This window comes from Nocardia sp. NPDC050175, from assembly GCF_044459885.1.
Taxonomy (GTDB): Bacteria; Actinomycetota; Actinomycetes; order Mycobacteriales; family Mycobacteriaceae; genus Nocardia.
On the sequence record NZ_JBITJI010000024.1, the window covers coordinates 21,465 to 47,121 of the forward strand.

Genomic DNA, 25,657 nt, shown 5'->3' on the forward strand with positions numbered 1-25,657 from the left:
ACGAGGCTTGTCGGGCGCAGTCGCCACGACAGTCGGCGGTCCCGATAAGGTGTGACAACGTGGATACCGTTTCGCTGACCGGCAAGGAACTCGCCGCCGCCATCAACGCCGACACCAAGCAGCGCGCCGCCGCACGCACCGAGGCGGGCGCCGCGCCGCGCCTGGCGCTGATCGTCGCGAACGACGATCCGGCTAGTGCCTGGTACGTGAACTCGCTGCGCAAGGCCGCCGAACGGCTCGGAATCGCTTGCGACACCGTCGATCTCGGCGCCGGCGCGAGCGCTGACACGATCCGCGCGGAACTCGCGGCGCGCAGCGCGGACAGCGCGACCGACGGGATCATGCTGCAGACGCCGCTGCCGGCGGGCATCACCCTCGAAGATGTCAGCTCCGCGATCGCCGCGACCAAGGACGTCGACGGCGTGAGCCCGCTGTCGCTCGGGTTGCTCGCGTCCGGGCTGGACGGCTTCGTCGCCGCGACCTCCGAGGCGGTGGTCGAGCTGCTGAAGCAGCACGAGATCCCGCTGTCCGGTCGGCATGTCGCGGTCGTCGGCCGCTCCAACGTCGTCGGCAAGCCGCTCGCCCAGCTGCTGCTCGCCGAAAACGCCACGGTCACCATCTGTCACTCGCGGACCACCGACCTGCCGGCCGTCACCTCCGTCGCCGATGTTGTTGTCGCAGCGGCGGGCCGGATCGGACTGGTCACCGGCAAGCATGTGCGCGAGGGTGCGGTCGTCATCGATGTCGGCACCAACGAGGCCGCCGACGGCAGCATCGTCGGCGATGTCGACGCCGATTCCGTGCGCGGCAAGGCCGCGGCGCTGAGCCCGGTCCCCGGCGGGATCGGTCCCGTCACCACCGCACTGCTGATGCGTCACGTCGTCGTCGCCGCGGAGAACGCCGCTAGCTGACGTTCCGCGGGCGAGTTCTGCCCTGTTACTCGATTACGGCCGGTCCGGGCCGGCATTGCGCACCCCGGACCGGCCGTTGTCGTTTCTGTGCCCGGTGCACTAGCGCATTTCCGCCATCTCCGTTCGTCACCTCTGCGAAACTCTTGTGCGTCAGGTCACAGCGTGAGTAGCATGCCACTCATCAAGTGAGACATGTTACTGATCTAGGTGGCATGCCATAGCAGCTTGTGGCTCTGTGCTGTGGAGGAAAGAAGATGGACCGTGCGATCCCCCGAACCGAGGGGGAAGTTATGCAGGCGAACGCGATACGGAAGATCACCCGCCGGGTGGTGCCGTTGCTGGTGATCGGCTACATCGTCAGCTACATCGATCGGATCAACGTCAGTTTCGCCAAGTTCGGCATGGAGGAGACGTTCGGCATGAGCGCGACCCAGTACGGGTTCGTGGCCGGCATCTTCTTCGTCGGATACGTGCTGGCCGAGGTGCCGAGCAACATCATCATGACCAAGGTGGGCGCCCGGATCTGGCTCAGCCGGATCCTGGTGACCTGGGGCATCATCGCCGCCCTGACCGCGTTCGCGACGAGCGTCGAGATGGTCTACGTGCTGCGTTTCCTGCTCGGCGTCGCGGAGGCGGGCTTCTTCCCCGGCATCATCGTGTATCTCGCGCGGTGGTACCCGAATGCCCAGCGCACGAAGGTGATTGCGACCGTGATGGTGGCGATCCCGGTGGCCAGCGTGCTCGGCAGTCCGCTCAACGGGTGGATTCTCGACACCTTCGACGGCGCACTCGGCTTGGACGGCTGGCGGTGGATCTTCATCGTCGGCGGCGTTCCGGCGGTGATCCTCGGCGTGGTGTTCTTCTGCGTGCTCACCGAATCGCCGGAAAAAGCGAAGTGGCTCAACGACACCGAACGTGCCTGGCTGAAGGCGACGCTCGACGCGGAGAACGCCGAACGCGCGCAGACGGCACCGGCCGGTCACCTCGCGGCACTGCGCGACAAGCGGGTGATCGCGCTGTGTCTGGCCTACTTCCTGCTGCTGTGCGGCGCGTATCCGCTGGCCTACTGGATGCCGTCGGTGGTCAAGGAGGTCGGGCACGGGTTGAGCAGCTTCCAGATCGGCTGGCTGTCGGCTATTCCGTTCCTGCTCGCGGCGATCGGCATGTACATCACCGGGCGGCTGGTGCGGAACGACCGTTCGTCGCGGCCGGTGCTGATCGCGCTGGCCATCTCGGTGGTCGCGTTCACTGTCACGGCGTTCGCGCTAGGTTCGCCGCTGCTCGCGTTCACCGCGATCACGGTCGCCACCATGGCCGCGCAGACGGCGAAACCGCTGTTCTGGTCGGTACCAACGGCCTACCTGGCTGGGGCGGGTGCGGCAAGCGGTATCGCGCTGATCAATTCGCTCGGCAACGCGGCCGGGTTCGTCAGCCCGTACGCGTTCGGCTGGATCAAGGACGCGTCCGGCGGGCACACCAGCTTCGCCATCGCGGTGATGATCTTGGCCAATGTCGGTGCGCTGCTGGTGGTCGGCGCCATCGCCGTGCGGACGCGAGCCCGCCGCGCCGCGGCAGTACCCGCACCCTGAGCGGCTATGCTGGGGAATCGCCCGAGGTCGGTGTGCCACGGGCGAATTCCCATAGCTGGCTTCATGAAGAGGTGCCTTGTCGCAGGACGCGGTAGACAGTAAGTCCGAGCAGATCGCTGCCGACATCCGGGACGCGATCCGGCAAGGGCGGCTCGAGCGCGGCATCCTCTACTCCTCCCGCGAGCTGGGCGAAATGTTCGGCGCCTCCCGGACGCCGGTGCGTGAGGCGCTGCTGAAGCTGGCCGATCTGGGCTTGGTCAAGATCGAACGCAATCGCGGTGCGCGGGTGCTCGGGCAGGACGGGCGCGGCATCGTCGACCTGTGCAGCCTGCGCGTCCTGCTCGAACCGCCTGCCTGTCGCAGTGCCGCCGCCGTGATGACCAGCCGCGACGACGAAGCCATGCTCACCGAATACCGGATCATGGAGCGCACGGCCGACGGCGGCACCGAATACTTCGCGGCCGACGAACGCCTGCACGAATTGATCCTGCAGGCCAGCGGCAATCGTCGACTGGCCAAGTTCGTCAACGAGTTACGGCAGACGCTGGCCCTGGACGGCAGGCACAGTGTGCCGCGCTATCAGCCGGTCGATACCGCGCTGAAAGACCACTGGGCCATCATCGAGGCGCTGCGCAAACGCGATGGCGTCGGTGCCGAGCGCGCGATGCGTAAGCATCTGGTGCGATCCGGCGATCTGCTCGTCGCGCACAGCAGCGACGACAACCGCGGCCTGGTCGCGGAATGGCGCCGCTGGGTCTCCGTGTCGGTGCCCGAGGGCGACCAAGTCACCTACTGACAGATCTGTTCGACACTGGATAGGTGTCACTCATAATCGAGTGTTGCATGCTACTTGCCATGAGTAGTATGTTGCAGACACCAAGTGGCTGCGATCAGGCAGCCGGTCCGGCGAAGGGACATTCGGTGAATTCCAACTCGTATGCGACGTCCGTCGCCAGAGGCGTCTGGGCGGCGGAGGTCGATCTGGTCGGGTACGTGCCATCGGTGAGCGTGGCACCCGTCATCACGGCGCTGGTGGACAGCAGCGGTGGCGACGCGGGCATCTCGGAGCGGGTATTCCCGCTCTCCAGGGAAGAGGAGGCGGCCGGGCTGATCGGCGCGCTACCGCTGACCGGGAAGCTCGGCGCGATCGTCATGCAGGACAACGGTTTCGGCAACGCGCTGACCGCGCTGACCACGTTCAACCTGGCCTACCACCTGCCGATGCTGATCGTGGCGAACACCCGCGGTGGGCTCGGTGAGTACAACTCGATGATCCACACGTTCAGCCAGCATGTGCCGCGGATGCTCGACCAGTTCGGGATCCAGACATTCCAGATCGACCGGCGCAGTAGCCCGGAGGACTGGGAGGCGGTGGTCACCGAGGCTGGGGTGCACGCTCGGATGACTTTTCGGCCCGTCGTAGTGCTCGCGCACTTCTGGGCGACCGACGGTAAGGCGGCTTGATCGTGAAACGTATTGACGCACTGCGGATTATCGCCGCGCAGACGAGTGACCTGCCGGTGGTGGTGACCTGTGCCGCTTCCAGTCGGGAGCTGGCGGCGGTGGCCGATCGTCCGAATCATTTATATCTGCTCGACGCGATGGGGCTGGCGGGTTCCGTTGCCACCGGGGTCGCGTTGGGTTTCGCTGATACAGATGTGCCGAAGGTGGTGGCGATCGAGGGCGACGGATCGCTGCTGATGAACCCGAATGTGCTTCCGACAGCGGGGTTTCTGCGGCCGTCGAAGCTGGTGATGGTGTTGCTGGACAACGGTGTGTACGGCGCGACGGCCAACCTGCCGACCTATGGTTCGCGAATTGACCTGGGGGAGTTGGCAGCTGCCGCCGGGTGGACTGTGCGCCGCGCAGCTGATCCCGAGGAGTTGGGGGAGCAGCTGACGGAGTCGCTGACCCTGGAGGGTCCGGTGTTCCTGCACGTGCGGATCGCGGTGGGCAATGCCACCGGCGTGCCGAAGCTGCTGGAGAACCCGGTGATCATCGGACGGCGCTTCCAGGATTGGCTGGCCTCGCACTACACCGTGAAGGCGGGCCGATGATCACCACGATCAATCCCGTCGACGGAAGCCCCATCGAGACATACTCTTTCACGCCTGACCACCAGCTGTCCGCGCTGCTGAACCGCGCGGTCGCCGCCGCGCGCCGGGCCGTCGACGAACCGGTCGTGGACCGGGCCGATCGGCTCCGGCTGATGGCCGCCCGGCTGCGGGCCGACGCGCAGGCGCTGGCGTTGCTGATCACCACCGAGATGGGCAAACCGATCGGCCAGGCCGCCGCCGAGATCGAGAAGTGCGCGCTCACCTGCGACTACTATGCCGACCGCGCCGCCGATCTCGTTGCGCCGCAAGCGGTCGACGTGTTCCCCGACGGCGGGCAGATCCGCACCAGGCCGCTCGGCGTGATTCTGGCGATCATGCCGTGGAATTACCCGTTCTGGCAGGTCTTTCGGTCGATGCTGCCCGCGGTTGCGATCGGTAACACGGTGCTGCTCAAGCACGCCGACAACGTCACCGGGTGCGCGCTGGCCGTGCAGCGGCTGTTCGATGAGGTCTGCGGCACGGGTGTGCTGACCAGCGTGGTGCTGCCGCCGGACCGGATCGGTCCGCTCATCGACGATCCGCGCATCGCGGCGGTGGCGTTCACCGGCAGCAATCGGGTCGGTGCCATCGTCGGTGCCAGGGCAGGCCGGGCGGTGAAGAAGGTGGTGCTTGAACTCGGCGGGTCCGATCCATTCATCGTGCTGTCCGACGCCGATGTGGCCGACGCGGCGGCCGCGGCGGTGCGCTCCCGCTTCCTCAATGCGGGGCAGAGCTGTATCGCCGCGAAGCGAATCATTGTCGAGCGGAACATCTTTCCCGAGTTCACTGCGGCGATGGTGGCCGAGCTCGGCAAGCTCGTCGTCGGCGATCCAATCTTGCCGGGCACCGACATCGGCCCGATGGCCCGCGCCGATCTGCGCGACGAACTGCGCAGGCAGCTGACCGCGACAGTGTCCGCCGGGGCCGAGGTATTGGTCGGCGGCGCAGGCGATTCCGGTCCCGGCGCCTGGTTCACGCCGACCATCGTCGAGGTGCCCGACACGTATTCCGTTGCGTTCCAAGAGGAAACCTTCGGTCCGCTCGGCGCGGTGCTGCCGGTCGGTTCCGCGGCCGCGGCGCTGACCGCCGCCAATGCCTCGGCGTACGGCCTCAGCTGCTCGATCTGGGGCCGTGACCTCGGCCGGGTCGAGCAGCTCGCGGCCAATATCGCGGCCGGATCCGTGTTCGTCAACCGGATCTCCGAATCCGATCCGCGCCTGCCCGTCGGCGGCGTCAAGGCCAGCGGGCACGGCCGCGAGCTGAGCAGTTACGGCGCCACCGAATTCGCCAACATCCAGGCGGTACGCACCGCCGCATCCGCGAGGAGCAGTCGATGACCATCACCCGAATCTCAGCCCGCGTCGTCGGCATCCCGGTCGACAAGCCGACCCGAATGTCCAACCGCGACTTGACCGATCGGCACTACGTCTTGGTCGAGGTCACCGACGACAGCGGCGCGACCGGGCTCGGCTACACCTACGCCGGAACCAGCGGCGGCACGCTGACCAAGTGTGCGGTCGACGACGTGCTCGCGCCGGTCTACCTCGGTGCCGACCACAACGACGTACACGGACTGTGGAGCCTCGCGTACCAGGAGGTGCTGCTCGCCGGCCGCCGCGGTGCCGTGCTGCGGGCGTTGTCGGCGATCGACATCGCGCTGTGGGACCTGCGCGCGAAACGGGCCGGGCTACCGCTGGTCAGCCTGCTCGGCGGCTCGACCGCCCCGCTGCCCTCGTACGCGTCGGGCGGCTACTACCGGCCGGACGAGGGCGAATGGACCCAGGCCGTGCGCAAGGAGATCGAATTCAATGCGGGCCAGGGCTTTACCGATCACAAGATCAAGGTCGGCGGCCTGAGCGTGGCCGAAGACGCGCGCCGGGTCGCGGCCGCGATCGAGGCGATCGGCGACACCGGCAGGCTCGCACTGGATGCCAACAACGCCTACCGCTCCGTGCACGAAGCACGCAGGGCCATCGAGGCTTTCGAGCGCGCGGCGGGCGACCGGGAGCTGTGGTGGTTCGAGGAGCCGCTTTCCCCGGACGCGATCGCCGGGCACGGCGAGCTCGCCAGGCAGATCCGCACGCCGGTCGCGACCGGCGAAATTCACCAGACCCGTTGGGAATTCCGGCAACTCATCGAGGCGGGCGCCGCCTCGGTGCTGCAGGCCGACGCCGGTGTGGTCGGCGGTGTCACCGAGTGGCTGCGGGTGGCGCACGCCGCCGACGCCTTCGGCCTGCAGGTGGCGCCGCACTGGCATCACAACCTGCACGTCCACCTGTGCGGTGCGATCAGCAACACGCTGGTCGTCGAGTACTTCGCGCTGGAGAAGGGCATCTACAACTTCGAACAGCTGCTCACGCCCGAGACGCGGCTGCGATACGGGTCCAACCAGGTGTACGTGCCGCAACGTCCGGGGCTCGGCATCGAGCTCGACGAGGAAATCGTCGCCAAGTACGAGTTCGCCTGAGCGACAGGACTATTGGCCGGGACTGATGGCGCTGATGAGGGTGCGCCCTTCGTCCTTGGTGGTCGTGACCAGCTGCGGGTTGTAGGTGACCGGCGTGCGGCCGGGGCGGTTCTCGGTGACGACAACCATGTACTGGCCCGCGAACGCGCCAGGCGTGATCGCGACGCAGTAGGTGGTGCCCGCCGGAACCGTGTCGATACCGCGCTGGATGGCATCGGCCGGTTCCACCGCCGCGTCGGGGGTGGTCGCGGCGCGGGCCTCTTCGCCGGATCGCGTGACGTAGTACGCGTGCTGGAAGGCGAAGATCGCGCCGGGGCCGGAGTCGAAACCGCCCGGGTCGTTGCCCTTGATCCGGTTTCCGACCCGCTCGGCCGTACATTGCGCGCCTGCGGAAGCGGCGGGTTCAGCGATCCGACCCGGGTTGTTCGCAGCCGGTGGTTGGGCATCGTTGCCGAAGAACATGAAGAAGGCTGCGGCGGCCACGGCGGCGACCCCCAGCACTCCGAGCAGCGGCACCGCCCAACGGCGGGCCGACCGGTTCCGCTTGGACCGGTCGATCAGTCCGCTGAACTCGTCTTCGAAATGATCCGGTTCGTAGTCCGGTTCCGGTTCGTGCTCGGGCAGCCGGCCGACCCAGTCGGCATACTCGCCCTGATACCGGTCGTCCGGTGGGTACCGCTGTTCCGGCACACCACGATTCATCATCTGCGGCCCCCGCCCATAGTCGTATCCGGGCTGTGCGCCCATCTCCGGTCGATCCATCGCCCCACCTTCGTCAGGTCATATCGCCAGGTTATCCGCACCGTTCCGGAAATGCAGCAACGCGGAGACGGGCCTGCCCTGCCGACCGCGCTGTCGCTCGAGGAAGAATACTGCGCGGTTGCTGACAATGGGGTACGCCGGGGGGATACCGGTCGGTAAGTCCGGATTGCGCTACACGGTGGCGGAATCGAGAGTTGCCAGCAGGTCTCGCAGGGTTTCGCGTTGCTCGGCGGTGAGGGTGGCGAAGAGTTCTTCGGCGGCCTCGCGGCGGGCCTCGGCCATTCGGGTGAGGGTGGCGCGGCCGGATTCGGTCAGGGTGACCAGGGTGGCGCGGCGGTTGGCGGGGTCGGGGGCGCGGGTGACCAGATCCGCGGCGGCGAGGGCGTCGACGACCGTGGTTGCCGAGCGGGGCACGATGCCGAGGCGGTCGGCCAGGGCGGTCATCCGCAGTGGCTCCTCCTGGTGCGCGATGATGCGCAAAGCGCGGGCCTGGGCGGGAGTGAGGCCGAGCGGGGCGAGCCGGCCCACCTGGTTGCGCCGGATCCGTTTCGCGGCGCGCAGGAACAGTTCGGGCAGGTCGGTGTCGGCGGACTCCATGATTCTGAGCATAACTCATTGTTTCGGGAACAATTATGAGTCATGCTCAGTTTCATGACGTAGTTCTCTCGGAAGGAGGCGCCTTTGCAGCCCCCACATCAACTTCGCCGGATCGTCCGGCTGTTCCGGCCCTATCGGGCCCGGCTGGCCCTGGTGGCCGCCCTGGTCTGCCTGTCCTCGGTCGTCGCCTTGGCCTCGCCGTTCATGCTGCGCGCGGTGCTGGACGACGCGCTCCCGCACGGGCGCACCGGCCTGTTGACCCTGCTCGCCGCGGGCATGATCGCGGTCGCCGCGCTGACCAGTGTGTTCGGCGTGCTGCAGACCTACATGTCGACCACGGTCGGCCAGGACGTCATGCACGACCTGCGGTCCGCGGTCTACGCGCAACTGCAGCGAATGCCGTTGTCCTTCTTCACCAAAACCCGCACCGGCGAGGTGCAGTCGCGGATCGCCAACGATATCGGCGGCATGCAATCGACCGTCACGTCCACCGCGACGTCGCTGGTCTCGAACTTCACCACGGTGCTCGCCGCCGTCACCGCGATGATCGTGCTGGACTGGCGGCTCACCCTGGTTTCCCTGGTCATGCTGCCGTTCTTCGTCTGGATCAGCCGTCGGGTCGGCAGCGAACGCCGCAAGATCACCGGTCAGCGGCAGGAGAAGCTGGCAGGCATGTCGGCGATCGTGGAGGAGTCGCTCTCGGTGAGCGGCATCCTGCTCGGCCGCACGATGGGGCGTTCGCCCGCACTGGTCGACAGTTTCGTGCGGGAGTCGCGCGGGCTGGTCGATCTGGAGGTGCGCGCGAGCATGGCGGGACGGTGGCGGCAGTCGACCATCATGATCGTCATGTCGGCGATGCCCGCGGTGATCTACTGGGCGGCGGGGCTCAGCGTGACGGGCGGCAAGCCGTTGGTGTCGATCGGCACGCTGGTCGCGTTCACCACGCTGCAGACCACCTTGCTGCGGCCGATGGTGCAGTTGCTGTCCACCGGTGTCGAGGTGCAGAGCTCGATGGCGTTGTTCGGCAGGATCTTCGAGTATCTGGATCTGAAGCCCGATATCGAGGAGCCCAGTCGGCCCGTCGCGCTCGGCAAGGTCACGGGTGCGGTGCGGTTCGATCATGTCGGGTTCTCGTATGGGTCGGGGAATCGAGATGTGCTGAGCGACATCGACATCACCGTGCCTGCCGGGTCGAGTCTGGCGATCGTCGGCGAAACCGGTTCGGGGAAGACCACTCTCGGTTACCTCGTGGCACGGCTCTACGACGTGAGCTCCGGTGCGATCACCATCGATGGTAAAGACGTGCGCGACTTGTCCTTTGCCGATCTTGCGACTGCCGTCGGTGTTGTCTCCCAGGAGACCTATCTGTTCCATGCCACGGTGGCCGACAACCTTCGGTTCGCGAAACCCGATGCGACGGAACAAGAATTGCACGAGGCGGCCCGCGCCGCGCAGATCCACGAGCACATCATGAGCCTGCCCGACGGGTACGACACCCTGGTGGGCGAGCGGGGCTACCGGTTCTCGGGTGGTGAGAAGCAGCGGCTCGCCGTTGCCCGCGCCGTGCTGCGCAATCCGCCGATCCTGGTGCTGGACGAGGCGACCAGTGCGCTCGATACCCGCACCGAGCAGGAGGTGCAGCAGGCCATCGACGCGCTGTCGGTCGATCGCACCACGATCACTATCGCGCATCGGCTGTCGACCATTCGTGACGCCGATCAGATCGTCGTGCTCGATCAGGGACGCATTATCGAACGCGGCTCGCACGACGAGCTGATGGCACTCGACGGTCGTTATGCCGCGCTGCTGTCGCGCGACAATGCGCTGATCGAAGCGGCGTAATTCAGCTCGGGCGTAGGTGTTCGACAAGGAAGGTGGTTTCGTCGGCCACCACCTTGTCGAAATCGGGGGATACGTAGATGTCGAAGTGGCCTGCCGGATATTCGTGCACCTCGACGTTGGATCCGGCGGCTGCCGCGTAACGCAGGGTGCGGCGAGGCGGGGCGACGGTGTCGTTCAGGCAGACGCCGAGGAATACCGGGGCCTCGATCTTTCGCAGGCTGCGACCGGGGTGATAGAGCGGGAGGGTCAGCCCGATCCGGGCGGCGACGGCGTTGGGGTGAGTGAATTCGGCGGGCACCAGCGAGGTGTATCCGGGGGCCGCGTCGGGGGCGTTCATCAAAGCGGTCTGGCCTGGCTTACCGGTGAGCGGGACGGTGACCGGCGCCCTGCGCAGTGTCGCGGCACCGAGGTCCAAGACCGCGCGAGTGGCGATGGCCAGCAGTGGCCCGAGTCCGACCGTCGGAGCCGAGGCGAGGCCGCTGGTGAACGGGCACTGGGAGACCACCGCGGCGATGCGGCGATCCTGCGCGGCGACGCGCAACACGTGGCCGCCGCTGAAAGATGTTCCGAACAAAGCGATTCGAGCCGGATCGATGCCGTCGAGGGTGGCGGCGTAGTCGATCGCCGCCGACCAATCGGCGAGCTGGCGGCCGATGCTCAGCAATTGCCGGGGTTCGCCGTCACTTGCGCCGAAATGTCGATAGTCGAAGACAACTACGGCAATTCCGGCATCGGCGAAACGTTCGGCAAACGCATCCAAACGCATTTCCTTGACGGCACCTAGCCCGTGCGCCATGACCACGACGGGAACCGGGCTTGCGGTGGTCGCCGGGCGGTATAGCCAGCCCCGGACCGTGCTGCCATCCGACTGGAATTCGATATCCGAGCGGGTTGCGGTCGTCATCTGTTAGCTCCTGCCAGGTCCCAGCGACCGAGATCTACTGTCTCACTCGCTCGATCATGTCATGAGCCGAAGCTATCGGCGATCCCACCCGGACCCGCGGACCACCGAAGCGGTGCGCGGGTGCGAGATACGGTTGCCGCGATTACCAGTGCAGCGTGACGGGATCACCGACATTGATTGTGTGGTAAACCCATTCGGCGTCGTCCGGGGCAAGGTTGATGCAGCCGTGGCTGACATTCGAGTTGCCCTGCTGCTCCACCGACCACGGTGCGGAGTGGATGTAGACACCACCCCAGGTGAGGCGTTCGGCGAATTCACCGTTGATGATGTAGCCCTCAGGTGAACTCAGCGGAATGCCGATGGTGCGCGAGTCGAACACCACGGAGCGGGCCTTCTCCAGCACGGGGAAGGTGCCCGACGGCGTTTCGCGACCCGGCTTGCCCATCGACGCGGGCATCGTCCTCGGGATGCCGCCGACGGTGAGCGTGAACGTGTGGTTCGACATGTCGCCATCACCGAAAACACCTGCGTTGGTGTTGAATTCGGCCCGGGCGCTACCCGCGCCGACGGTGATGCGGGCATTGGCGGGCAGGAAGCCGGTCGGCGTCCACACCGCCTCCCGATCGTTGGTCCACGCGAACGTCCCGGTCAACGGTTCGGTGGCCCTGATACTGATACTTTGCTCGGCTTTGGCCCGGTCGGCGACCTGCGCCGCGAATCGGACGGTGACGGGGTGGGCAACGCCGACCACCTGACCATCCGCAGGCCCGATCGCTTCGACCGGGCTCGTTGTTGTTGTGGTTCCGATCAGCGTCGCTGTCGCCGTCCCCGACCAGAACACGGCCAATACCGCGATCAAGATCATTAGGAACAGATATCGGATGACATTTCTCATTAGCTCCACCCCTTCGAGATGGTGGGTAGGCAAGCAAACTAAATATTAGGCCGCATGATCAACTCGGTCTACGAATCGATCCCAGCCGTGCCGCAGTCGTAACCGACCACCATGCCCCTCACTACGTTGCCTACCCGCCCCCTCCACCCCCAAACCCGACCTTTCACCTATCGCACGACCGTTCGTGCAGATCCCCCCTAGACAAAACCTGCACCCTAACTCGGGATCGGCACTGGCTTTAGGGCCCTATTCCGAGTGCAGATCCCGAGTGAGAGTGCAGATCTTCAGCGAGACCGCCGGGTAGCCCGTTTCGCAGGGCGGATCGACGCCCCAACCGCCCCAACCGCCACGATCCCCGCTTGTCCAAAGCGCTTGGGACGCAACCGCAACCCGATCGCCACGCGAGAACCCATCCGTACACCCACTGTGTCAGCCCCACACCGCCTGTACTGGGTGTGGGGCCGACGCAGTGGGTGTACGGCGGTAGCTTCACCACCTCGGGAGCCGAGATTCGCTGTTTTTTGGGCTCTCGAAACGCCACCACAGCCAGATGACCACCTCGGGAACGCGACATCGTGCACCTGACGTGCACCTAAAGCCGGGTACGGCAGGCGACGCGACCACACTACTCACGGGAAAATGTGGACAGGTCTTCAGCTTCTATGGACTGTCCACCTCTGGGAGTTCTAAGAAGCACTTGCCCGGAAAGGTCCACCTTTCCGAGGGTCTCTGGGTGTACTGGTCCGGGTTGGTGTGCCGAGAGATCTCCGGTGGTGTGCTGTCCCAGAGGTTGTCGACTGGTTCATCGGATGACCGGAGTAGTGCTGGGCACGTGAGGTGGGGTCCCCGACCTTAGTTATCGGTCAGGTGCGTGATGTCGCGTTCCAGCGTGGTCATCTGGCTGTGGTGCTATTCTCGAGCGCTTTCGAAGGAATAAGCGTGTCGTGTGGACGTTTTCGGGGCCGCTGGGGCTCCGATGCGCACCCTTTGTTCTGGCCGCTCACCGTTTCTGTGACCCGAACACCCGCTGTCCCCGGTGTTCGGCTCACAGAAACGGGTGTTCGGCTGACAGAGAGGGTGCGGGAGGTCGCTGGGCTCCGATGCGCGCCCTCCCTGTCAGCCGAACACCCTTTCCTTAACCTGCACACCCGCTGTATCGGGTGTTCGGCTCATAGAAACGGTGTTCGGCTGACAGGGAGGGTGTGCGGTGGTCGGGGGTCCACGACCACCGGGACCGCTGTCGGCAACAGACGCACTCTCACTCGGGATCTGCACTCGGAATAGGGCCCTAGAGTCAGTGCGGATCCCGAGTGAGAGTGCAGATCTCGTCGCGGTGGGGCCTGTGGGGACGCGAGCAAGATCAATGGGCCGTCGTTGGTCGCCTCCGCGCGCTTTTTTGCCCGCTGCGCACGAAATTGCTAGCAATCCGGTGCGCGGCTGCATGATTCGCGCGCGGCGAGGCTCGCTTATCGAGTAGGCGGTTAGGGGGTGAGGGGTTCGGGGGTGGGGCGGGTGTCGAAAGCTGCTCGGGCGGCGAGGATTTGGTGTTGGTGTTGGTCTGACCAAGCGCCGAGGGTGTGGCTGATGGCGCCGAGGCTTTCGCCGAGGGGGGTGAGGGAGTATTCGACCTTGGGTGGGACGGTGGGGTAGACGGCTCGGTGGACGAGGCCTTCGCGTTCGAGGGTGCGGAGGGTGCGGGTGAGCATCTTCTGGGTGATGCCGTCGAGGCGGCGGCGGAGGTCGTTGAAGCGGACGGGGGTTTTGTTGTCGCGTAGGACGACGAGGACCAGCAGGACCCATTTGTCGGCGAGTACGGCGAAGATCTCGCGGGCCGGGCATTTGTGCAGGTAGCTCTCGACCAGGGTGGGGGCAGTATCCATTGGGTACCTCGGGATCATTAAGGTGCCTTCTTTCCAATAGATACTAGGTCGCCGCAGAATTGTTGGCATGTTGGCAATCATTCAACGCACATTCGGCGGTCCGGACGTTCTCGAAACAGTTGAGGTGGCTCGGCCGCAGCCGGGACCGGGGGAGGTGTTGGTGCGGGTCGCCGCGACCAGCGTGAACGCGGCGGACTGGAAGGTTCGGGAGGGACGGGTACGCGAGCTCGGAAATCCGCCGTTGACACTGGGATTGGACGTTTCCGGAATAGTCGAGGAGCTCGGGCCCGGCGCGGCACGGTTTCAGATCGGCGATGCCGTCTATGGGATGGTGCTGGGCGGGGCGAACGCCGAATACCTAGTGGCGCAGGCGTATACGTTGGCGCTGAAACCCGCGAGCCTGGACCACATCCACGCGGCGGCATTGCCGGTGGCGGCGTCGACCGCGTGGCAGGCGCTGGCCGCCGTCGGCGCGGGGCAGCGAGTCCTGGTGCACGCGGCGGCCGGTGGCGTCGGTCATCTCGCGGTGCAGATCGCCAAGCATCGTGGCGCTTACGTGCTCGGCACTGCTCGCGCCGCCAACCACGAGCATCTGCGCGAACTCGGTATCGATGAGGTGATCGATTACACCGCAGTCGATTTCGCCGACACCGTCGGTGACATCGATGTCGTGCTCGATCTCGTCGGCGGCGAATACGGAGCGCGCTCACTGCGCGTACTACGCCCGAACGGTCGCTACCTCGACATGCAGGGCGATGCCGAGGCCGATCCGCGCGCCGAGGCCGATCCGCGCTACGAACGCTTCTATGTCGAACCCTCGGGCGTCTCCCTCCGTGAGATCGCCACCATGGTCGACCACGGACACCTGCGCGTCACGATCGATCAGGTCCTGCCCCTTGCCGACGTGGCAAAAGCCCACCAGCTCAGCGAATCCGGCCGAGTCCGCGGCAAAATCGTTCTGACAGCGTGGAATTCGCCCGACTAGCGGATCAGCTCGGGTATGTCGGCTACCTGCCGCCGACATACCCGACCGTGCGTTGCGGTAACTCGAGCTAGCCGCGAACCGCGTGCACCACGTCGGCGTGCAGACCGTCGGCGCGTGCCACGAGTTCCTCGATGCGCAGCAAAACGGGGGCGAACCGGTCGCCCTCCTCGGCGGGCAGCGAGGTCACGTTGATCTCGATGTTGAGCTGCGAGCTGGCGGCCGCGGCGCGGCAAGCGTCGGCGGCGGCACCGATGTCGGTGACCACGTTCGGGTTGCCGATCGGGAACAGCTCGGTGGCCAGCGAGAGGACCTCGTCGGCCTCGTCGACCACCGCCGCGGGCACCCGCGCGGCCTCGACCAACGCGGCATTGATCGTCGAGGTACGGACGGCGATTTCGTCCGCCGTGTCCTTCGGCAGCTTGTAGGCGGCACCGACCGCGGTGAACGCGGCGGCGTCGGCGTCGGCCAGGGCCAGCGAGCGGGCGCGGGCGGCGTCGGCGGCCTCGATGATCCGGTCGACCACCGGGCGGTTGTCCGCATCCTTGGCACGGGTGGTGTAGCGCGCCACCATCGCGACGAGCGCGGCGGCCTGCGCGGCATGCAGCGCGGCGACGGCCCCGCCGCCCGGCGCCGGAATCTTGGCGGCCAGATCGGACAGGTACTGCGCGAGCGTTGCCTCGCCGAAGGAGGACGCAGTTTCCTGGGACGATGTGCTCGGCTGCGACACGGGTTGATGGCCTTTCATCGTGCGGCGCGGGTGGGGAGTGCGCGGTCAACGCTACCGGTTCGGCCGTCGCGGGACCCAGCCGGTGCGGCGCGAACCCGTAGTCGCCGTTATGTTGAGTGCTATGCGGATCGGATTGGGCATCAACTACTCGGGCGGTTTCAAAGAAGCGGCGGCCGAGGTCGCCGACCTGGAGCGGGCCGGCCTGGACATCGTGTTCGTCCCCGAGGCGTACTCGTACGACGCGGTGAGCGCGCTCGGCTACCTGGCGGCCAAGACCTCCCGGATCGAGCTGGCGTCGGGCATCCTGCAGATCTACACCCGCACCCCGAGCCTGACCGCGATGACCGCGGCCGGCCTCGATTTCGTCTCCGACGGCCGGTTCATCCTCGGCCTCGGCGCGTCGGGCCCGCAGGTGATCGAGGGCTTCCACGGCGTGCCCTACGACGCGCCGATCGGGCGCACCAGGGAGCTGGTGGAGATCTGCCGCAAGGTGTGGCGGCGCGAGCGGCTCGAATACCAGGGCAAGTACTACCAGATCCCGCTGCCCGAAGGTAAGGGCACCGGCCTTGGCAAGGCACTGAAGCTGATCAATCACCCAGTGCGCGAACGCATTCCGGTGCTGCTCGCGGCGATCGGCCCGAAGAATGTCGAGCTGACCGCCGAGATCGCCGAGGGCTGGCAGCCGATCTTCTTCCTGCCGGAACAGGCGAACAAGATCTGGGGCGAGTCGCTCGAGGCCGGTTTCGCCAAGCGTGACCCGCAGCTCGGCCCGCTCGAGGTGTACGCGAGCCCGGCGCTGGCCATCGGCGACAACGTCGAGCCGCTGCTGGAATTCGTGAAGCCGCACCTCGCGCTGTACATCGGCGGCATGGGCGCCAAGGGCAAGAACTTCTATCACACGCTGGCCACCAAGTACGGCTACGGCGCCGAGGCCGACCGCATCCAGGAGCTCTACCTGGCGGGTAAGAAGGAAGAGGCCGCGAAGGTCGTTCCCGACGCCCTGGTCCGCGACATCTCGCTGGTCGGCCCCGCGAGCTTCGTCAAGGAGCGGGTCGCGGCCTTCGCCGAGGCGGGCGCCACCGTGCTGAATGTGTTGCCGATGGCGGCCACCCCGACCGAGCGGGTCAAGCTGATCGAGCAGCTGCGCGAACTCTGCTGAGCGCGAACGACCGCGGCGTCTCGCCTCGAATGAGGGGAGACGCCGCGGTCGGTACGGATTCGGGTCAGCGGTCGCGGAAGCCCGCGAGTGCCGCCTCCAGGGTGGAATGCACGGCGAACACCTGATCGAGATTGGTCATCCGCAGCTGCCTGCTGGTGGCGGGGCCGTCGGCGACCACGGCGATCGCGGTCGAGTCGCCCGCACGCTGGTGTGTTGCGACGAGTACCGCCATGCCCGCCGAGGCGAGGAAGCTGACCGCGGTCAGATCGATGATCAAGGCCGCGGGTTTGCCGTTGAGAATCGCCTCGATCGAGCTCTCGAGCGCGGGGGCCGTTGCCAGGTCGACCTCGCCTGCCACAGTGAGAACCGTCGCACCGTCTTGGGAAGCGATGGTGGTGGTCATCGTGTCCGCGAGGGGATACGCGTCTCCGGAAGTGTTGGTCACAACTCCACCCCACACAAGTAGCGGCGAATTCGCAACCTAGGCGCGTTCATAAGGTCAAACCTTACCGTAGGACGTTCACCGAAGTTGCCGTTGCGCCGCTTCAGAATAGGAGCGTTACCGGCGGGTCTGCTCAACGGCTGGTCGCGGGACTCGGTATCTGCCACGCGGTGGCCAGCCGAGACGGATGCAGTTGCCTACCGTTGCCGAAGAACTCGCAGAACTTCATGATCAACGGATCCCAGCCGACCGGGTCGACATGCTCGGTCCCCGGAATGATCAGCTCCTCGGCCACATGAGCGCGCAGTACCCGCATGGTGTGCGCAGTGCACTCGGTGCCGATGTCGAACGGCTGTGCGGCAAGCACCTCGCATTCGAGCTGAATTGGACATTCGGCGACCCGCGGCGCCGCGACGAGCTCCGCGGGCAACTTACTGAGCCCGGCCGCCGCGAACTTGTTCGGCTCGTACCGATATCCCTTCTCGATCTTGTGCTGCGTCATGACCGGCGAACCGCTCAGCAATGCCAGCCGATCCACCGCCGCCGCCAGCGCCGAGGACGGCAGATTCAACACGCACTCCCGCTCACGAAGCAGATTCTGCGTGGTCTGTGATGCCGTGTTCATCCCGAGCATGCACTGATCGCCCAGCCACCACGCCGACGACATCGGCGCGAGATTGGCTGTCCCATCCGGGTTTCGGGTCCCGATCAACACCACGGGCGTGCCGAAATAGAGAACCTTCAGATCAACAACACGATGCATGTCGACCACGATGCCGTGGGCCGGTAGCGGGGTGCTGGCGGTAATTCGACGCGGCGTCAGCTCGAGGCGCGGCGGTTGGTGCCGCGCAACGGGTTTGCTATCGGGAAGGCGATTGCGGGCAGGGTGACCGACATGCGGACGCGGGTGCCGGGGCCGGTGTGGTCGATGTCGAGTTCTTCGGTGAGTGCGCGCATCATGTCGATGCCGCGGCCGCGATAGCCCGGGTCGGCGGAGCGTGGTTTCCAGCTGCCCGCGTCGGCGACGGTGATCACCACTGTCTCGGTGTTGCAGGTGGCGGTCAGTTCGACGCGGTTGGTGTCGTCGGCCGGGTCGCGCAGGGCTCTGGCGACGCGGCCCATCGAGCGGTCGGTGCTCTCGGGGCGGCCGGTCGGCACGGCGCCGTTGCGGTAGGCGTGCTCGATGCTGTTGCTGCAGGCCTCGTTGGCGGCGGCCACCAGATCGGACGCCAGGTCGTGCGGCACCGCGGCGGCGGCCAGCCAGGCCTTGAGCGTACGGCGCAGTGCCGCAAGCTCATCCGCGTGCGCGGGGACCTCCAGCCGCAGTGGTGCGGGCGGTTGGCGATACACCACCATGGCGACGTCGTCGTCGTAGCCCGCGGCGGGCCGCAGGCGCGAGAGCACCGCGTCGGCCACCTCGCGCGGCAGCTTGGCCGAGGTGTCGGCGAGCACGTCGGCGATCTTGGCGAAGCTGTCATCGATATCGACGCCGCGTTGTTCGACCAACCCGTCGGTGAAGAGCACCAGCGTCGAGCCCGGCGTCAACGCGGTGGTCGCCTCCGGGCGGCGCGGTGGATCGAAGGTGGCCAGCGGGAACGAGCGCCCGCCCTCCAATAGACGACCGGTCGCATCGACGTCGGCCAGGATCGGCGGCATATGGCCCGCGCTGCTGTAGCGGACCAGCCCGCGCACCGGATCGAGCACCGCGGCGCATACGGTCGTGCACATCGCGCCGGGGATCCGGCCCGCGACGGTGTCGAGCTCGGCGAGCAGCTGCGCCGGACCGGCCCCGCGTAGCAGCAATGCTCTTGCGGCCGTACGTAATTGGCCCATCACCACGGCGGCGGACAGGCCACGGCCGACGCAGTCGCCGACCACCACACCGATGGTGCCGTCGCGCAACGGGACCACGTCATACCAGTCGCCGCCGATCTCCAGCGGCGGCAGCGCCGGCTCGTAATGCACCGAGAACCGCGGCGGCAGTTCGATCGGGCCGAGCATGGCCCGCTGCAACGTCAGCGAGGTCGAGCGGGCCTGATCGAAGTTGCGCGCCCGCTGCACCGCGAGACTCAGGTGCCCGATGAGTAGCGAGAACAACGTCCAGTCGGCGGCGCTGATCGCGCGCGGTGCGGCGAAGCGCAACCACAGTGCGGCATCACCGGTTTCGCCGAGCGGAGCGACGATGCCCTCGGAACTGTCGGTGCCCTCCGGGATCGCGAACAGGCTGCGGCCCGGTCTGCGTCTGGCGCGATCCAGCATTGCCCTTGCGCGCGCGTCCAATTCGGCGCTCTCCGGCCCGTTCGGCGTGCCCTCGGCACCGGAGACGTACACCTCCGGCTCGACGTGCCTGCTCGGCCACACCGACACCACCGCGGTCTGCGCGCCGACGGTGCGCCGCAATTCGTCGAGGCCGACCGCGAGCACCTCGACCACGCTGGTCGCCGCGCCCACCGCGGTGGCCAGCCGGGAGGCGGCCTGATCGCGGGCCTGCGCGTCGTGCTCGGCGGTGACGTCGCGGATGGTGCCGACGAAGATGCGTTCGTTGTTCTCCGGTTTGATCAGCGCGCTGGTACTCACCGCCAGCCACACCGAGCGGCCGTCGCGATGCCGGATCGGAATGACGAAACGCAGTGCCTCCGTGCCGAGATCGGGGTAGCGGCCCGTAGCGACTGCTTGCAGGTCGCTCGAAAGGACCTGCCCCTCCGGCATCGACCACGGATGCGGCAGCGGGTAGGGCACGTCGGCGGCGCCGTATCCGGTCAGCGCGCCGAACGCGGAGTTGACCTCGACGATCGCGCCGTGCGAGTCGGCGACGAAGAAGCCGTCCTGCAGCGACTCCACCAGGGCGGTGCGGAAGGCGTCACGTCCGGCGAGATCGTCCGCGCGCGTGCGCTGTTGCTCGTAGCGGCCGACGCCGTCGAGATAGCCGCGGGTCGCGATATCAAGTGCGGCAAGGGTTTGCAGCAGAAACTCCAACGCGGACTCGGCGAGGCGAACGTCCCGCTCGCCGATGCCGGCGTCATGCTCGGCGGCCTGCACCACCCGGAAGTGGTTCTCGTTGAGGTCGAGCAGGCTGATGCTCTCGACCAGGGCCCGTCTGCCGAGCTCGTACCCTTCGGCCAGGGTGGCCTGAGTCGGTGAATCCAGGTGCCGCCGTAGTGCTTTCGCGTACTCGTCGAGGAAGTCGGCCAGTGCTGTCATACGGCCCGGCCCCTCATGACGTCGGACCTTGCGCCGCGCCGCGGTGGCGGGCGGCGAGCACCAGCGCATCGTCGGTGTCCTTGGCGTGCTTGCCGAGGATGTCCGCGGTGATGTCGGCGGTGGACTTCGACAGGTCGATCGCGTCGGCGGATTCGCTGACGATGCCGTCGGTGGACATCAGCAGCAGATCGCCGGGGCGCACGTGGATGGTCTGCGGTTGCAGGTTCTGCGGCAGCCGGTAGCCGACGATCCCCGCGGTGAGCAGGATGGTCGCGCGGATGGCCAGCCCCGCCGGACTCACGGTGAGCACCCGGGATTCGACATTGCCGACGCCGAGCCAGCGCACCGTGTCGCTGGGATCGAACAGTGCCAGCGATACCGCGGCACCGCGAGTGTCGGCCATGGCCCGATGACAGAGCACCATCAGCACGTCCAACGGTTCGGCGCGGTTCTCCGAGAGCACCTGCGCGGCCCGGTCGGCGGCGTCGGCCGCGGCCGCGCCGTGGCCGAGTCCGTCCAGCACCGCGAAAAGGACGGTGCCGCCGCCGGTATCGAGGATGAGGCCGCGATCACCGGAGACGCGTTGGCCGGGCAGGGCGCGACCGGCCACCGCCCACTCGATTCGGCCGATGAACCCGTCGTCATGCACCGTTGGGTACCCACTTCCACATCTCCACCAACGTGCCTTTACCCGGTGCCGAATCGACGAGTAGCCGATCCATCAGCCTGCGGGCGCCGGGGAGACCGAGTCCTAGTCCGCGCCCGGTCGAATAGCCGTCCTCGAGCGCGCGGGGAATGTCGATGATGCCGGGTCCTTGATCCTCGGCCTGGACCACCAGTGCCTGACGACCCTCCCGGTCGTCGACCATCAGCCTGATCTCGCCGCTGCCCGCGTAACTGGTGATGTTGCGGGCGATTTCGGAGATGGCCGTCGAGATCATGGTGCGGTCTGTCAATGTGAATCCGAGCTTCGCTGCCAGTTCGCGGCCTGCCTGACGTGCGATCACGATGTCGCCCGACACTCTGACCGCGATCACCAGGTTCTCAGCGGCCACTGTCACGACCATCCCGCTGGCGTGGGGAGGCGGTCTTCTTGTTGAGCCAGGCGAGGCCCTCTTCGAGATCGAGGGCCGTGTGCATGCCCTCGAAGGTGAGCCCGAGTTGCACCATCGCGAACGCGACTTCCGGCTGCAGCCCGACGATCACCGTTTCGGCGCCGCGCAACTGCGTCATGTGCGCGATGGTGCGCAACGATCTCGCGGCGAAGGAATCCATGATGTCGATCGCGGTTACGTCGACGATGATGCCGTGCGCTCGATATTTGCTGACCTGTTTCATCAGGTCGTCCTGCAGGCGTTCGGTGTCGGCGTCGGTCAAAGCGGATTGAACCGACGCGATGAGATAGGTGCCTTGTTTGAGAATCGGTACCGGCATGGTGCCCGCCCTGGTCTAGCGACCGTCGCGTTCAGCGACTCTAGAAACCTCGTAACCGAGCAGCCGCTCCGCTTCCTCGATGCCGCCCTGCAGGTCGCCGACCGCGTTCATCTTGGACAGGTCGAGCCCGATGGTAACCAGAGTCAGTGCAATCTCCGAGGACAGGCCGGTGATGATCACGTTGGCACCCATAAGGCCGGACGCGTCGACGGTCTGCACGAGGTGGTTGGCCACGGTGGAGTCGATCTGCGGCACACCGGTGATGTCGATGACGACGACTTTGGCGCGATTGGCGCGAATCGCGCGCAGCAGCTGTTCGGTAAGTTGGCGGGCGCGCTGACTATCCAGCACGCCGATGATCGGCAGGATCAGCAGCTGCTCGCGCACCTGCAGAACCGGGGTAGACAGCTCGCGGATCGCCTCCTGCTGCTGGCGGATCACGCGTTCGCGCTCTTGGACGAAAGAGATGGCCACGGTGTTGGCGATGCGGTTGGCGGCCGGTTCATAGGCGTCGAGCACCGCGTTCAGCAGTTGGAAGTCGGCCCGGTACTTCTCGAACAGCGAGCGGGCAAGCACGTCGCGCAGCAGCAGCACGATGCCGAGGATCTCGTCGGTCTCGACGCCTCGCGGGATGATGCGCTCCGACAGATCGCGCGCATAGGCCTGCAGCGCCTCGACGATGCCGGTCTCCAGCACTTCGACATAGTTGTCGTAGACGGACGTCACCTCGGAGAAGATCTCTTCCCGGGTCATCGCGGTCAGCAGCTGTGCGTCAGTGATGCGACGCGTCCACACTTCGCGCAGCGCGGTGCGGTTCTGGCGGAGATGCTCCACCAATTGCGGCAACAGCTTGTCGACCGGTCCCGTGTTCAGCGAATCCGCCGAAAGGCTCATGGACACCTCGGACATGGAAACTCCTGCCCCTTTCGGCGGTTTGTTGAGTCGGATCATCGTGCGTTCGGCCGTGAGACCGACACCGAGCCTAGTCATACCCCAACCGTGTTGCGGATGAAACCTGCCCGTTGTTCGCTTGCGATTCACGACGGCCGTGTTTTTCCCACTCCGTCGGCTGCCGTCTCCGGTGCGAAACCGCGTTCCAGCCCACGTAGCGCCTCCTCCAGATAGACGGTGAGATCCGCGTCGGCGCGGGCCAGCCAGGCGTCGAAGGCGGCGCGCGCGGCGGCCAGAGTGGTGCGCCCGACGGCCAGGGGGATCAGGGCGTTTTCCGGTTCGCCGAGCCTGCGGGCGGCGAACTCGCTGACCGCGCGTTCCCAGGCGTCGTAGTGTGCGCCCGCGGTGGCTGCCAGTGCCGGGATGGTGGCGACCAGCTGCATCCGGGTGCGTAGCTCCGGCACGTCCTCGGCCCGATACCGGTTGGCGTTCACGACAACTCGACGAACCGCGGTCATCATCGCAACATCGTCGGGCACTGCGGCGAAGGCGGTGCGCAGAGCGGTGACTTCGTCATCGAACTGGTACCAGAGCACCTCGGCCTTGGTGGGGAAGTAGCGGAAGAAGGTGCGGCCGCTGACGCCCGCCGCGGCGGCGATCTGCTCGACCGTGGTGTCCTCGAAGCCTTGCTCGGTGAACAGCCGCATGGCGATCAGTTCGAGTTCGCGTTTGCTGGTCCCGCGCGGGCGGCCACGGGTGCTCCTTGCTGTCACGAGGATTGATTATGTCAGTGACTGACGATAATCTGGCGAGATGTTCGAAAGTGTCGCAGGCCACAGCCGCGTCGCGGCTGATTCGGCCCGCGCGGTGGCCGATCTCACCTGGCCCGAGGCCGGGGAGCGGGCCGCCGCGGACGCGATTCTGGCCGTCGCGATCGGCGCGACCGAACAGCACGGACCGCATCTGCCGCTGTCCACCGACACCGATATCGCGTCGGCCCTGTGCGCGCGGCTGGCCGCGGTGCGCGCGGATGTCCTTGTCGCTCCGGCGATCCCGTACGGCGCCAGCGGCGAGCACGCGGGGTTCCCCGGCACGCTGTCCATCGGGCAGGCCGCGCTGGAACTGCTCGTCGTCGAATTGTGCCGCTCGGCCACCGATACCTTCGACCGCATCCTGCTGGTCAACTGGCACGGCGGCAACCTCGAACCGCTGCGGCGCGCGGAAACGCTGTTGCGCAGCGAGTCCCGCGACGTGCGCGTGTATCTGCCGCGCTACCAAGGCGATCTGCATGCGGGGCGCTCGGAAACCGGCGTTCAACTGGCACTTTCGCCGGACCGCGTGCGGCTGGATCGCGCCGAGGTGGGCGACGTCCGCCCGCTCGCGCAGCTCATGCCGCTGCTGCGTGGCGCCGGGGTGCGCTCGGTCAGCGCCAACGGCGTGCTCGGCGATCCGACCGCAGCGAGCGCCGACGAGGGCGCGGCGCTGCTCGACCACCTGACCACCGACTTGCTCGACCGAACCCGGCTCTGGTGGCCGGCAGCTTCCCTGGAAAGGACCGTCCAACCATGAATCCGTGGTTCGAAACCGTTGCCGAAGCGCAGCGACGTGCGAAGAAGAGACTGCCGAAATCGGTGTACGGGGCGCTGATCGCCGGATCCGAGCGCGGCCAGACCATCGAGGACAATCAGCAGGCGTTCACCGAACTAGGTTTCGCCCCGCACGTCGCAGGTACCATCGGCGACCGCGATCAATCGACGACCGTACTCGGCCAACATCTTTCGATGCCGGTGATGATTTCGCCGACCGGTGTGCAAGCGGTGCACCCCGACGGTGAGGTGGCGGTGGCGCGCGCGGCGGCGGCCCGCGGCATCGCCATGGGGCTCAGCTCCTTTGCCAGCAAGCCGATCGAAGAGGTGATCGCGGCCAACCCGGCGACCTTCTTCCAGATGTACTGGTGCGGTAGCAAAGACGAGATCCTGCAGCGGATGGCGCGGGCGAAGGCGGCGGGTGCGGTCGGGCTGATCCTGACCCTGGACTGGTCGTTCTCGCACGGCAGGGACTGGGGGAGCCCGGTGATCCCGGAGAAGCTCGACCTGCGCACCATGCTGAAGTTCGCGCCGCAGACCCTGGCGCGGCCGCGCTGGCTGGCGACCTACGCGAAGTCCGGGCACATCCCGGATCTCACCGCGCCGAACATGGCCATCGGCGACGGCGCGGCACCCGGGTTCTTCGGTGCGTACGGCGAGTGGATGGGCACGCCGCCGCCGGATTGGGCGGACGTGCAATGGGTTTGCGAGCAGTGGGGCGGTCCGGTGATGCTGAAGGGCGTCATCCGGGTCGATGACGCGCTGCGTGCGGTCGATGCGGGCGTCGCGGCCATCTCGGTGTCCAACCACGGTGGTAACAACCTGGACGGGACGCCAGCGGCCATTCGGGCGCTGCCCGCGGTGGCCGACGCGGTGGGCACGCAGATCGAGGTGGTGCTCGACGGTGGCATCCGGCGCGGCAGCGACGTGGTGAAGGCGGTGGCGCTCGGTGCCCGCGCGGTGATGATCGGGCGCGGGTATCTGTGGGGCCTGGCCGCGAATGGGCAAGCGGGCGTGGAGAACGTGCTCGACATCCTGCGCGGCGGGATCGACTCGGCGCTGCTCGGGTTGCGCAAGACGAGTGTCGCCGAGCTCGACCGCGGGGACATCGTGGTGCCCGCCGGGTTCGAGCGCGCGCTCGGGGTGCCGACCGACTCTCGCGAATCGTCCAGTGGGGCAAGTGAAGTGGTGGTTGCCGCGGCTGGATCGAATGGTGTCGGCACCGAATCAGCCGGTGCGGCAGCCGAATCGGCGGCGCAGCCCGAAGCGGCGAGCACGTCCGCCTGAGT

26 protein-coding genes are annotated in these 25,657 nt (G+C 66.9%); 12 read left to right on the forward strand and 14 right to left on the reverse strand.

The window, feature by feature from the left end:
- Positions 1-59: 59 nt before the first annotated feature.
- The 7 genes from ACIBK2_RS45000 to ACIBK2_RS45030 all read left to right on the forward strand — a co-directional run bounded on the left by ACIBK2_RS45000 (position 60) and on the right by ACIBK2_RS45030 (position 7,063).
- A complete protein-coding gene (locus ACIBK2_RS45000) occupies positions 60-911 on the forward strand; it encodes a bifunctional 5,10-methylenetetrahydrofolate dehydrogenase/5,10-methenyltetrahydrofolate cyclohydrolase (RefSeq protein WP_396977294.1) in 852 nt (283 codons plus the stop codon).
- A 254-nt stretch (positions 912-1,165) separates the two neighbouring features.
- Positions 1,166-2,500 (forward strand): MFS transporter, encoded by a 1,335-nt coding sequence (locus ACIBK2_RS45005; protein WP_396977295.1) that lies wholly within the window; start codon positions 1,166-1,168, stop codon positions 2,498-2,500.
- A gap of 76 nt (positions 2,501-2,576) precedes the next feature.
- The gene (locus ACIBK2_RS45010) at positions 2,577-3,296 is read left to right on the forward strand and encodes a GntR family transcriptional regulator (RefSeq protein WP_396977296.1); all 720 of its coding nucleotides are present in this window, start codon (positions 2,577-2,579) and stop codon (positions 3,294-3,296) included.
- Positions 3,297-3,355: 59 nt separating this feature from the next.
- On the forward strand, positions 3,356-3,964 hold the full coding sequence (locus ACIBK2_RS45015; RefSeq protein ID WP_396977297.1) for a thiamine pyrophosphate-binding protein: 609 nt from the start codon (positions 3,356-3,358) through the stop codon (positions 3,962-3,964).
- Positions 3,965-3,966: 2 nt separating this feature from the next.
- Positions 3,967-4,557 carry a thiamine pyrophosphate-dependent enzyme gene (locus ACIBK2_RS45020; RefSeq protein ID WP_396977299.1) on the forward strand — a complete coding sequence of 197 codons (591 nt, stop codon included), beginning with the start codon at positions 3,967-3,969 and terminating at the stop codon, positions 4,555-4,557.
- The gene (locus tag ACIBK2_RS45025) at positions 4,554-5,933 is read left to right on the forward strand and encodes an aldehyde dehydrogenase family protein (protein ID WP_396977300.1); all 1,380 of its coding nucleotides are present in this window, start codon (positions 4,554-4,556) and stop codon (positions 5,931-5,933) included. Before ACIBK2_RS45020 ends, ACIBK2_RS45025 begins: the two co-directional genes overlap by 4 nt.
- On the forward strand, positions 5,930-7,063 hold the full coding sequence (locus tag ACIBK2_RS45030) for a mandelate racemase/muconate lactonizing enzyme family protein (RefSeq protein WP_396977302.1): 1,134 nt from the start codon (positions 5,930-5,932) through the stop codon (positions 7,061-7,063). Before ACIBK2_RS45025 ends, ACIBK2_RS45030 begins: the two co-directional genes overlap by 4 nt.
- Positions 7,064-7,072: 9 nt before the next feature.
- On the opposite strand, the gene ACIBK2_RS45035 is transcribed toward ACIBK2_RS45030, so the two are convergent.
- Both ACIBK2_RS45035 and ACIBK2_RS45040 read right to left on the reverse strand, forming a co-directional pair.
- On the reverse strand, positions 7,073-7,825 hold the full coding sequence (locus ACIBK2_RS45035; protein WP_396977303.1) for a hypothetical protein: 753 nt from the start codon (positions 7,823-7,825) through the stop codon (positions 7,073-7,075).
- A gap of 171 nt (positions 7,826-7,996) precedes the next feature.
- Complete coding sequence (locus tag ACIBK2_RS45040; protein WP_396977305.1) at positions 7,997-8,422, reverse strand: MarR family winged helix-turn-helix transcriptional regulator; 426 nt, start codon at positions 8,420-8,422, stop codon at positions 7,997-7,999.
- Between the two features lie 84 nt (positions 8,423-8,506).
- Here ACIBK2_RS45040 and ACIBK2_RS45045 point away from each other — a divergent pair, with 84 nt between their 5' ends.
- A complete protein-coding gene (locus ACIBK2_RS45045; protein WP_396977306.1) occupies positions 8,507-10,264 on the forward strand; it encodes an ABC transporter ATP-binding protein in 1,758 nt (585 codons plus the stop codon).
- Between the two features lies 1 nt (position 10,265).
- On the opposite strand, the gene ACIBK2_RS45050 is transcribed toward ACIBK2_RS45045, so the two are convergent.
- The 3 genes from ACIBK2_RS45050 to ACIBK2_RS45060 form a co-directional block, all read right to left on the reverse strand.
- Positions 10,266-11,168 carry an alpha/beta hydrolase gene (locus ACIBK2_RS45050; protein WP_396977308.1) on the reverse strand — a complete coding sequence of 301 codons (903 nt, stop codon included), beginning with the start codon at positions 11,166-11,168 and terminating at the stop codon, positions 10,266-10,268.
- 142 nt (positions 11,169-11,310) lie between these two features.
- Positions 11,311-12,063: a L,D-transpeptidase family protein gene (locus ACIBK2_RS45055; RefSeq protein WP_396977310.1), complete on the reverse strand. Its 753-nt coding sequence runs from the start codon at positions 12,061-12,063 to the stop codon at positions 11,311-11,313.
- A gap of 1,481 nt (positions 12,064-13,544) precedes the next feature.
- Positions 13,545-13,943 (reverse strand): winged helix-turn-helix transcriptional regulator, encoded by a 399-nt coding sequence (locus tag ACIBK2_RS45060; protein ID WP_396977312.1) that lies wholly within the window; start codon positions 13,941-13,943, stop codon positions 13,545-13,547.
- Between the two features lie 67 nt (positions 13,944-14,010).
- Between ACIBK2_RS45060 and ACIBK2_RS45065 the strand changes: the two genes are divergently transcribed.
- Positions 14,011-14,928: an NADP-dependent oxidoreductase gene (locus ACIBK2_RS45065; RefSeq protein WP_396977314.1), complete on the forward strand. Its 918-nt coding sequence runs from the start codon at positions 14,011-14,013 to the stop codon at positions 14,926-14,928.
- A gap of 67 nt (positions 14,929-14,995) precedes the next feature.
- On the opposite strand, the gene ACIBK2_RS45070 is transcribed toward ACIBK2_RS45065, so the two are convergent.
- On the reverse strand, positions 14,996-15,655 hold the full coding sequence (locus ACIBK2_RS45070; protein ID WP_396977316.1) for a cyclodeaminase/cyclohydrolase family protein: 660 nt from the start codon (positions 15,653-15,655) through the stop codon (positions 14,996-14,998).
- 121 nt (positions 15,656-15,776) lie between these two features.
- On the opposite strand from ACIBK2_RS45070, the gene ACIBK2_RS45075 reads away from it, so the two are divergent.
- Positions 15,777-16,814: an LLM class F420-dependent oxidoreductase gene (locus tag ACIBK2_RS45075; RefSeq protein WP_396977317.1), complete on the forward strand. Its 1,038-nt coding sequence runs from the start codon at positions 15,777-15,779 to the stop codon at positions 16,812-16,814.
- 64 nt (positions 16,815-16,878) lie between these two features.
- On the opposite strand, the gene ACIBK2_RS45080 is transcribed toward ACIBK2_RS45075, so the two are convergent.
- From ACIBK2_RS45080 to mftR, 8 genes are all read right to left on the reverse strand, one after another.
- A complete protein-coding gene (locus ACIBK2_RS45080) occupies positions 16,879-17,217 on the reverse strand; it encodes an STAS domain-containing protein (RefSeq protein WP_396977395.1) in 339 nt (112 codons plus the stop codon).
- A gap of 172 nt (positions 17,218-17,389) precedes the next feature.
- Positions 17,390-18,019, reverse strand: coding sequence for a flavin reductase family protein (locus ACIBK2_RS45085; protein ID WP_396977319.1), 630 nt, complete (start codon positions 18,017-18,019; stop codon positions 17,390-17,392).
- A gap of 56 nt (positions 18,020-18,075) precedes the next feature.
- Positions 18,076-20,457 (reverse strand): SpoIIE family protein phosphatase, encoded by a 2,382-nt coding sequence (locus ACIBK2_RS45090; RefSeq protein ID WP_396977321.1) that lies wholly within the window; start codon positions 20,455-20,457, stop codon positions 18,076-18,078.
- Positions 20,458-20,470: 13 nt separating this feature from the next.
- Entirely contained in the window at positions 20,471-21,106 is a 636-nt protein-coding gene (locus ACIBK2_RS45095; RefSeq protein WP_396977322.1) for a SpoIIE family protein phosphatase, read from the reverse strand.
- Positions 21,099-21,524: an ATP-binding protein gene (locus ACIBK2_RS45100; RefSeq protein ID WP_150404521.1), complete on the reverse strand. Its 426-nt coding sequence runs from the start codon at positions 21,522-21,524 to the stop codon at positions 21,099-21,101. The genes ACIBK2_RS45095 and ACIBK2_RS45100 overlap by 8 nt, the downstream gene beginning before the upstream one ends.
- Positions 21,502-21,891, reverse strand: a complete 390-nt coding sequence (locus ACIBK2_RS45105) for an STAS domain-containing protein (protein ID WP_396977324.1) — start codon at positions 21,889-21,891, stop codon at positions 21,502-21,504. Before ACIBK2_RS45105 ends, ACIBK2_RS45100 begins: the two co-directional genes overlap by 23 nt.
- A 15-nt stretch (positions 21,892-21,906) precedes the next feature.
- Positions 21,907-22,800 (reverse strand): STAS domain-containing protein, encoded by an 894-nt coding sequence (locus ACIBK2_RS45110; protein ID WP_396977326.1) that lies wholly within the window; start codon positions 22,798-22,800, stop codon positions 21,907-21,909.
- A 128-nt stretch (positions 22,801-22,928) separates the two neighbouring features.
- Positions 22,929-23,555 carry a mycofactocin system transcriptional regulator gene (mftR, locus tag ACIBK2_RS45115; protein WP_396977328.1) on the reverse strand — a complete coding sequence of 209 codons (627 nt, stop codon included), beginning with the start codon at positions 23,553-23,555 and terminating at the stop codon, positions 22,929-22,931.
- A 40-nt stretch (positions 23,556-23,595) separates the two neighbouring features.
- Between mftR and mftE the strand changes: the two genes are divergently transcribed.
- Positions 23,596-24,351, forward strand: a complete 756-nt coding sequence (gene mftE, locus ACIBK2_RS45120) for a mycofactocin biosynthesis peptidyl-dipeptidase MftE (RefSeq protein ID WP_396977329.1) — start codon at positions 23,596-23,598, stop codon at positions 24,349-24,351.
- Complete coding sequence (mftD, locus tag ACIBK2_RS45125) at positions 24,348-25,655, forward strand: pre-mycofactocin synthase MftD (RefSeq protein ID WP_396977330.1); 1,308 nt, start codon at positions 24,348-24,350, stop codon at positions 25,653-25,655. Before mftE ends, mftD begins: the two co-directional genes overlap by 4 nt.
- The last annotated feature ends 2 nt before the right edge of the window (positions 25,656-25,657 follow it).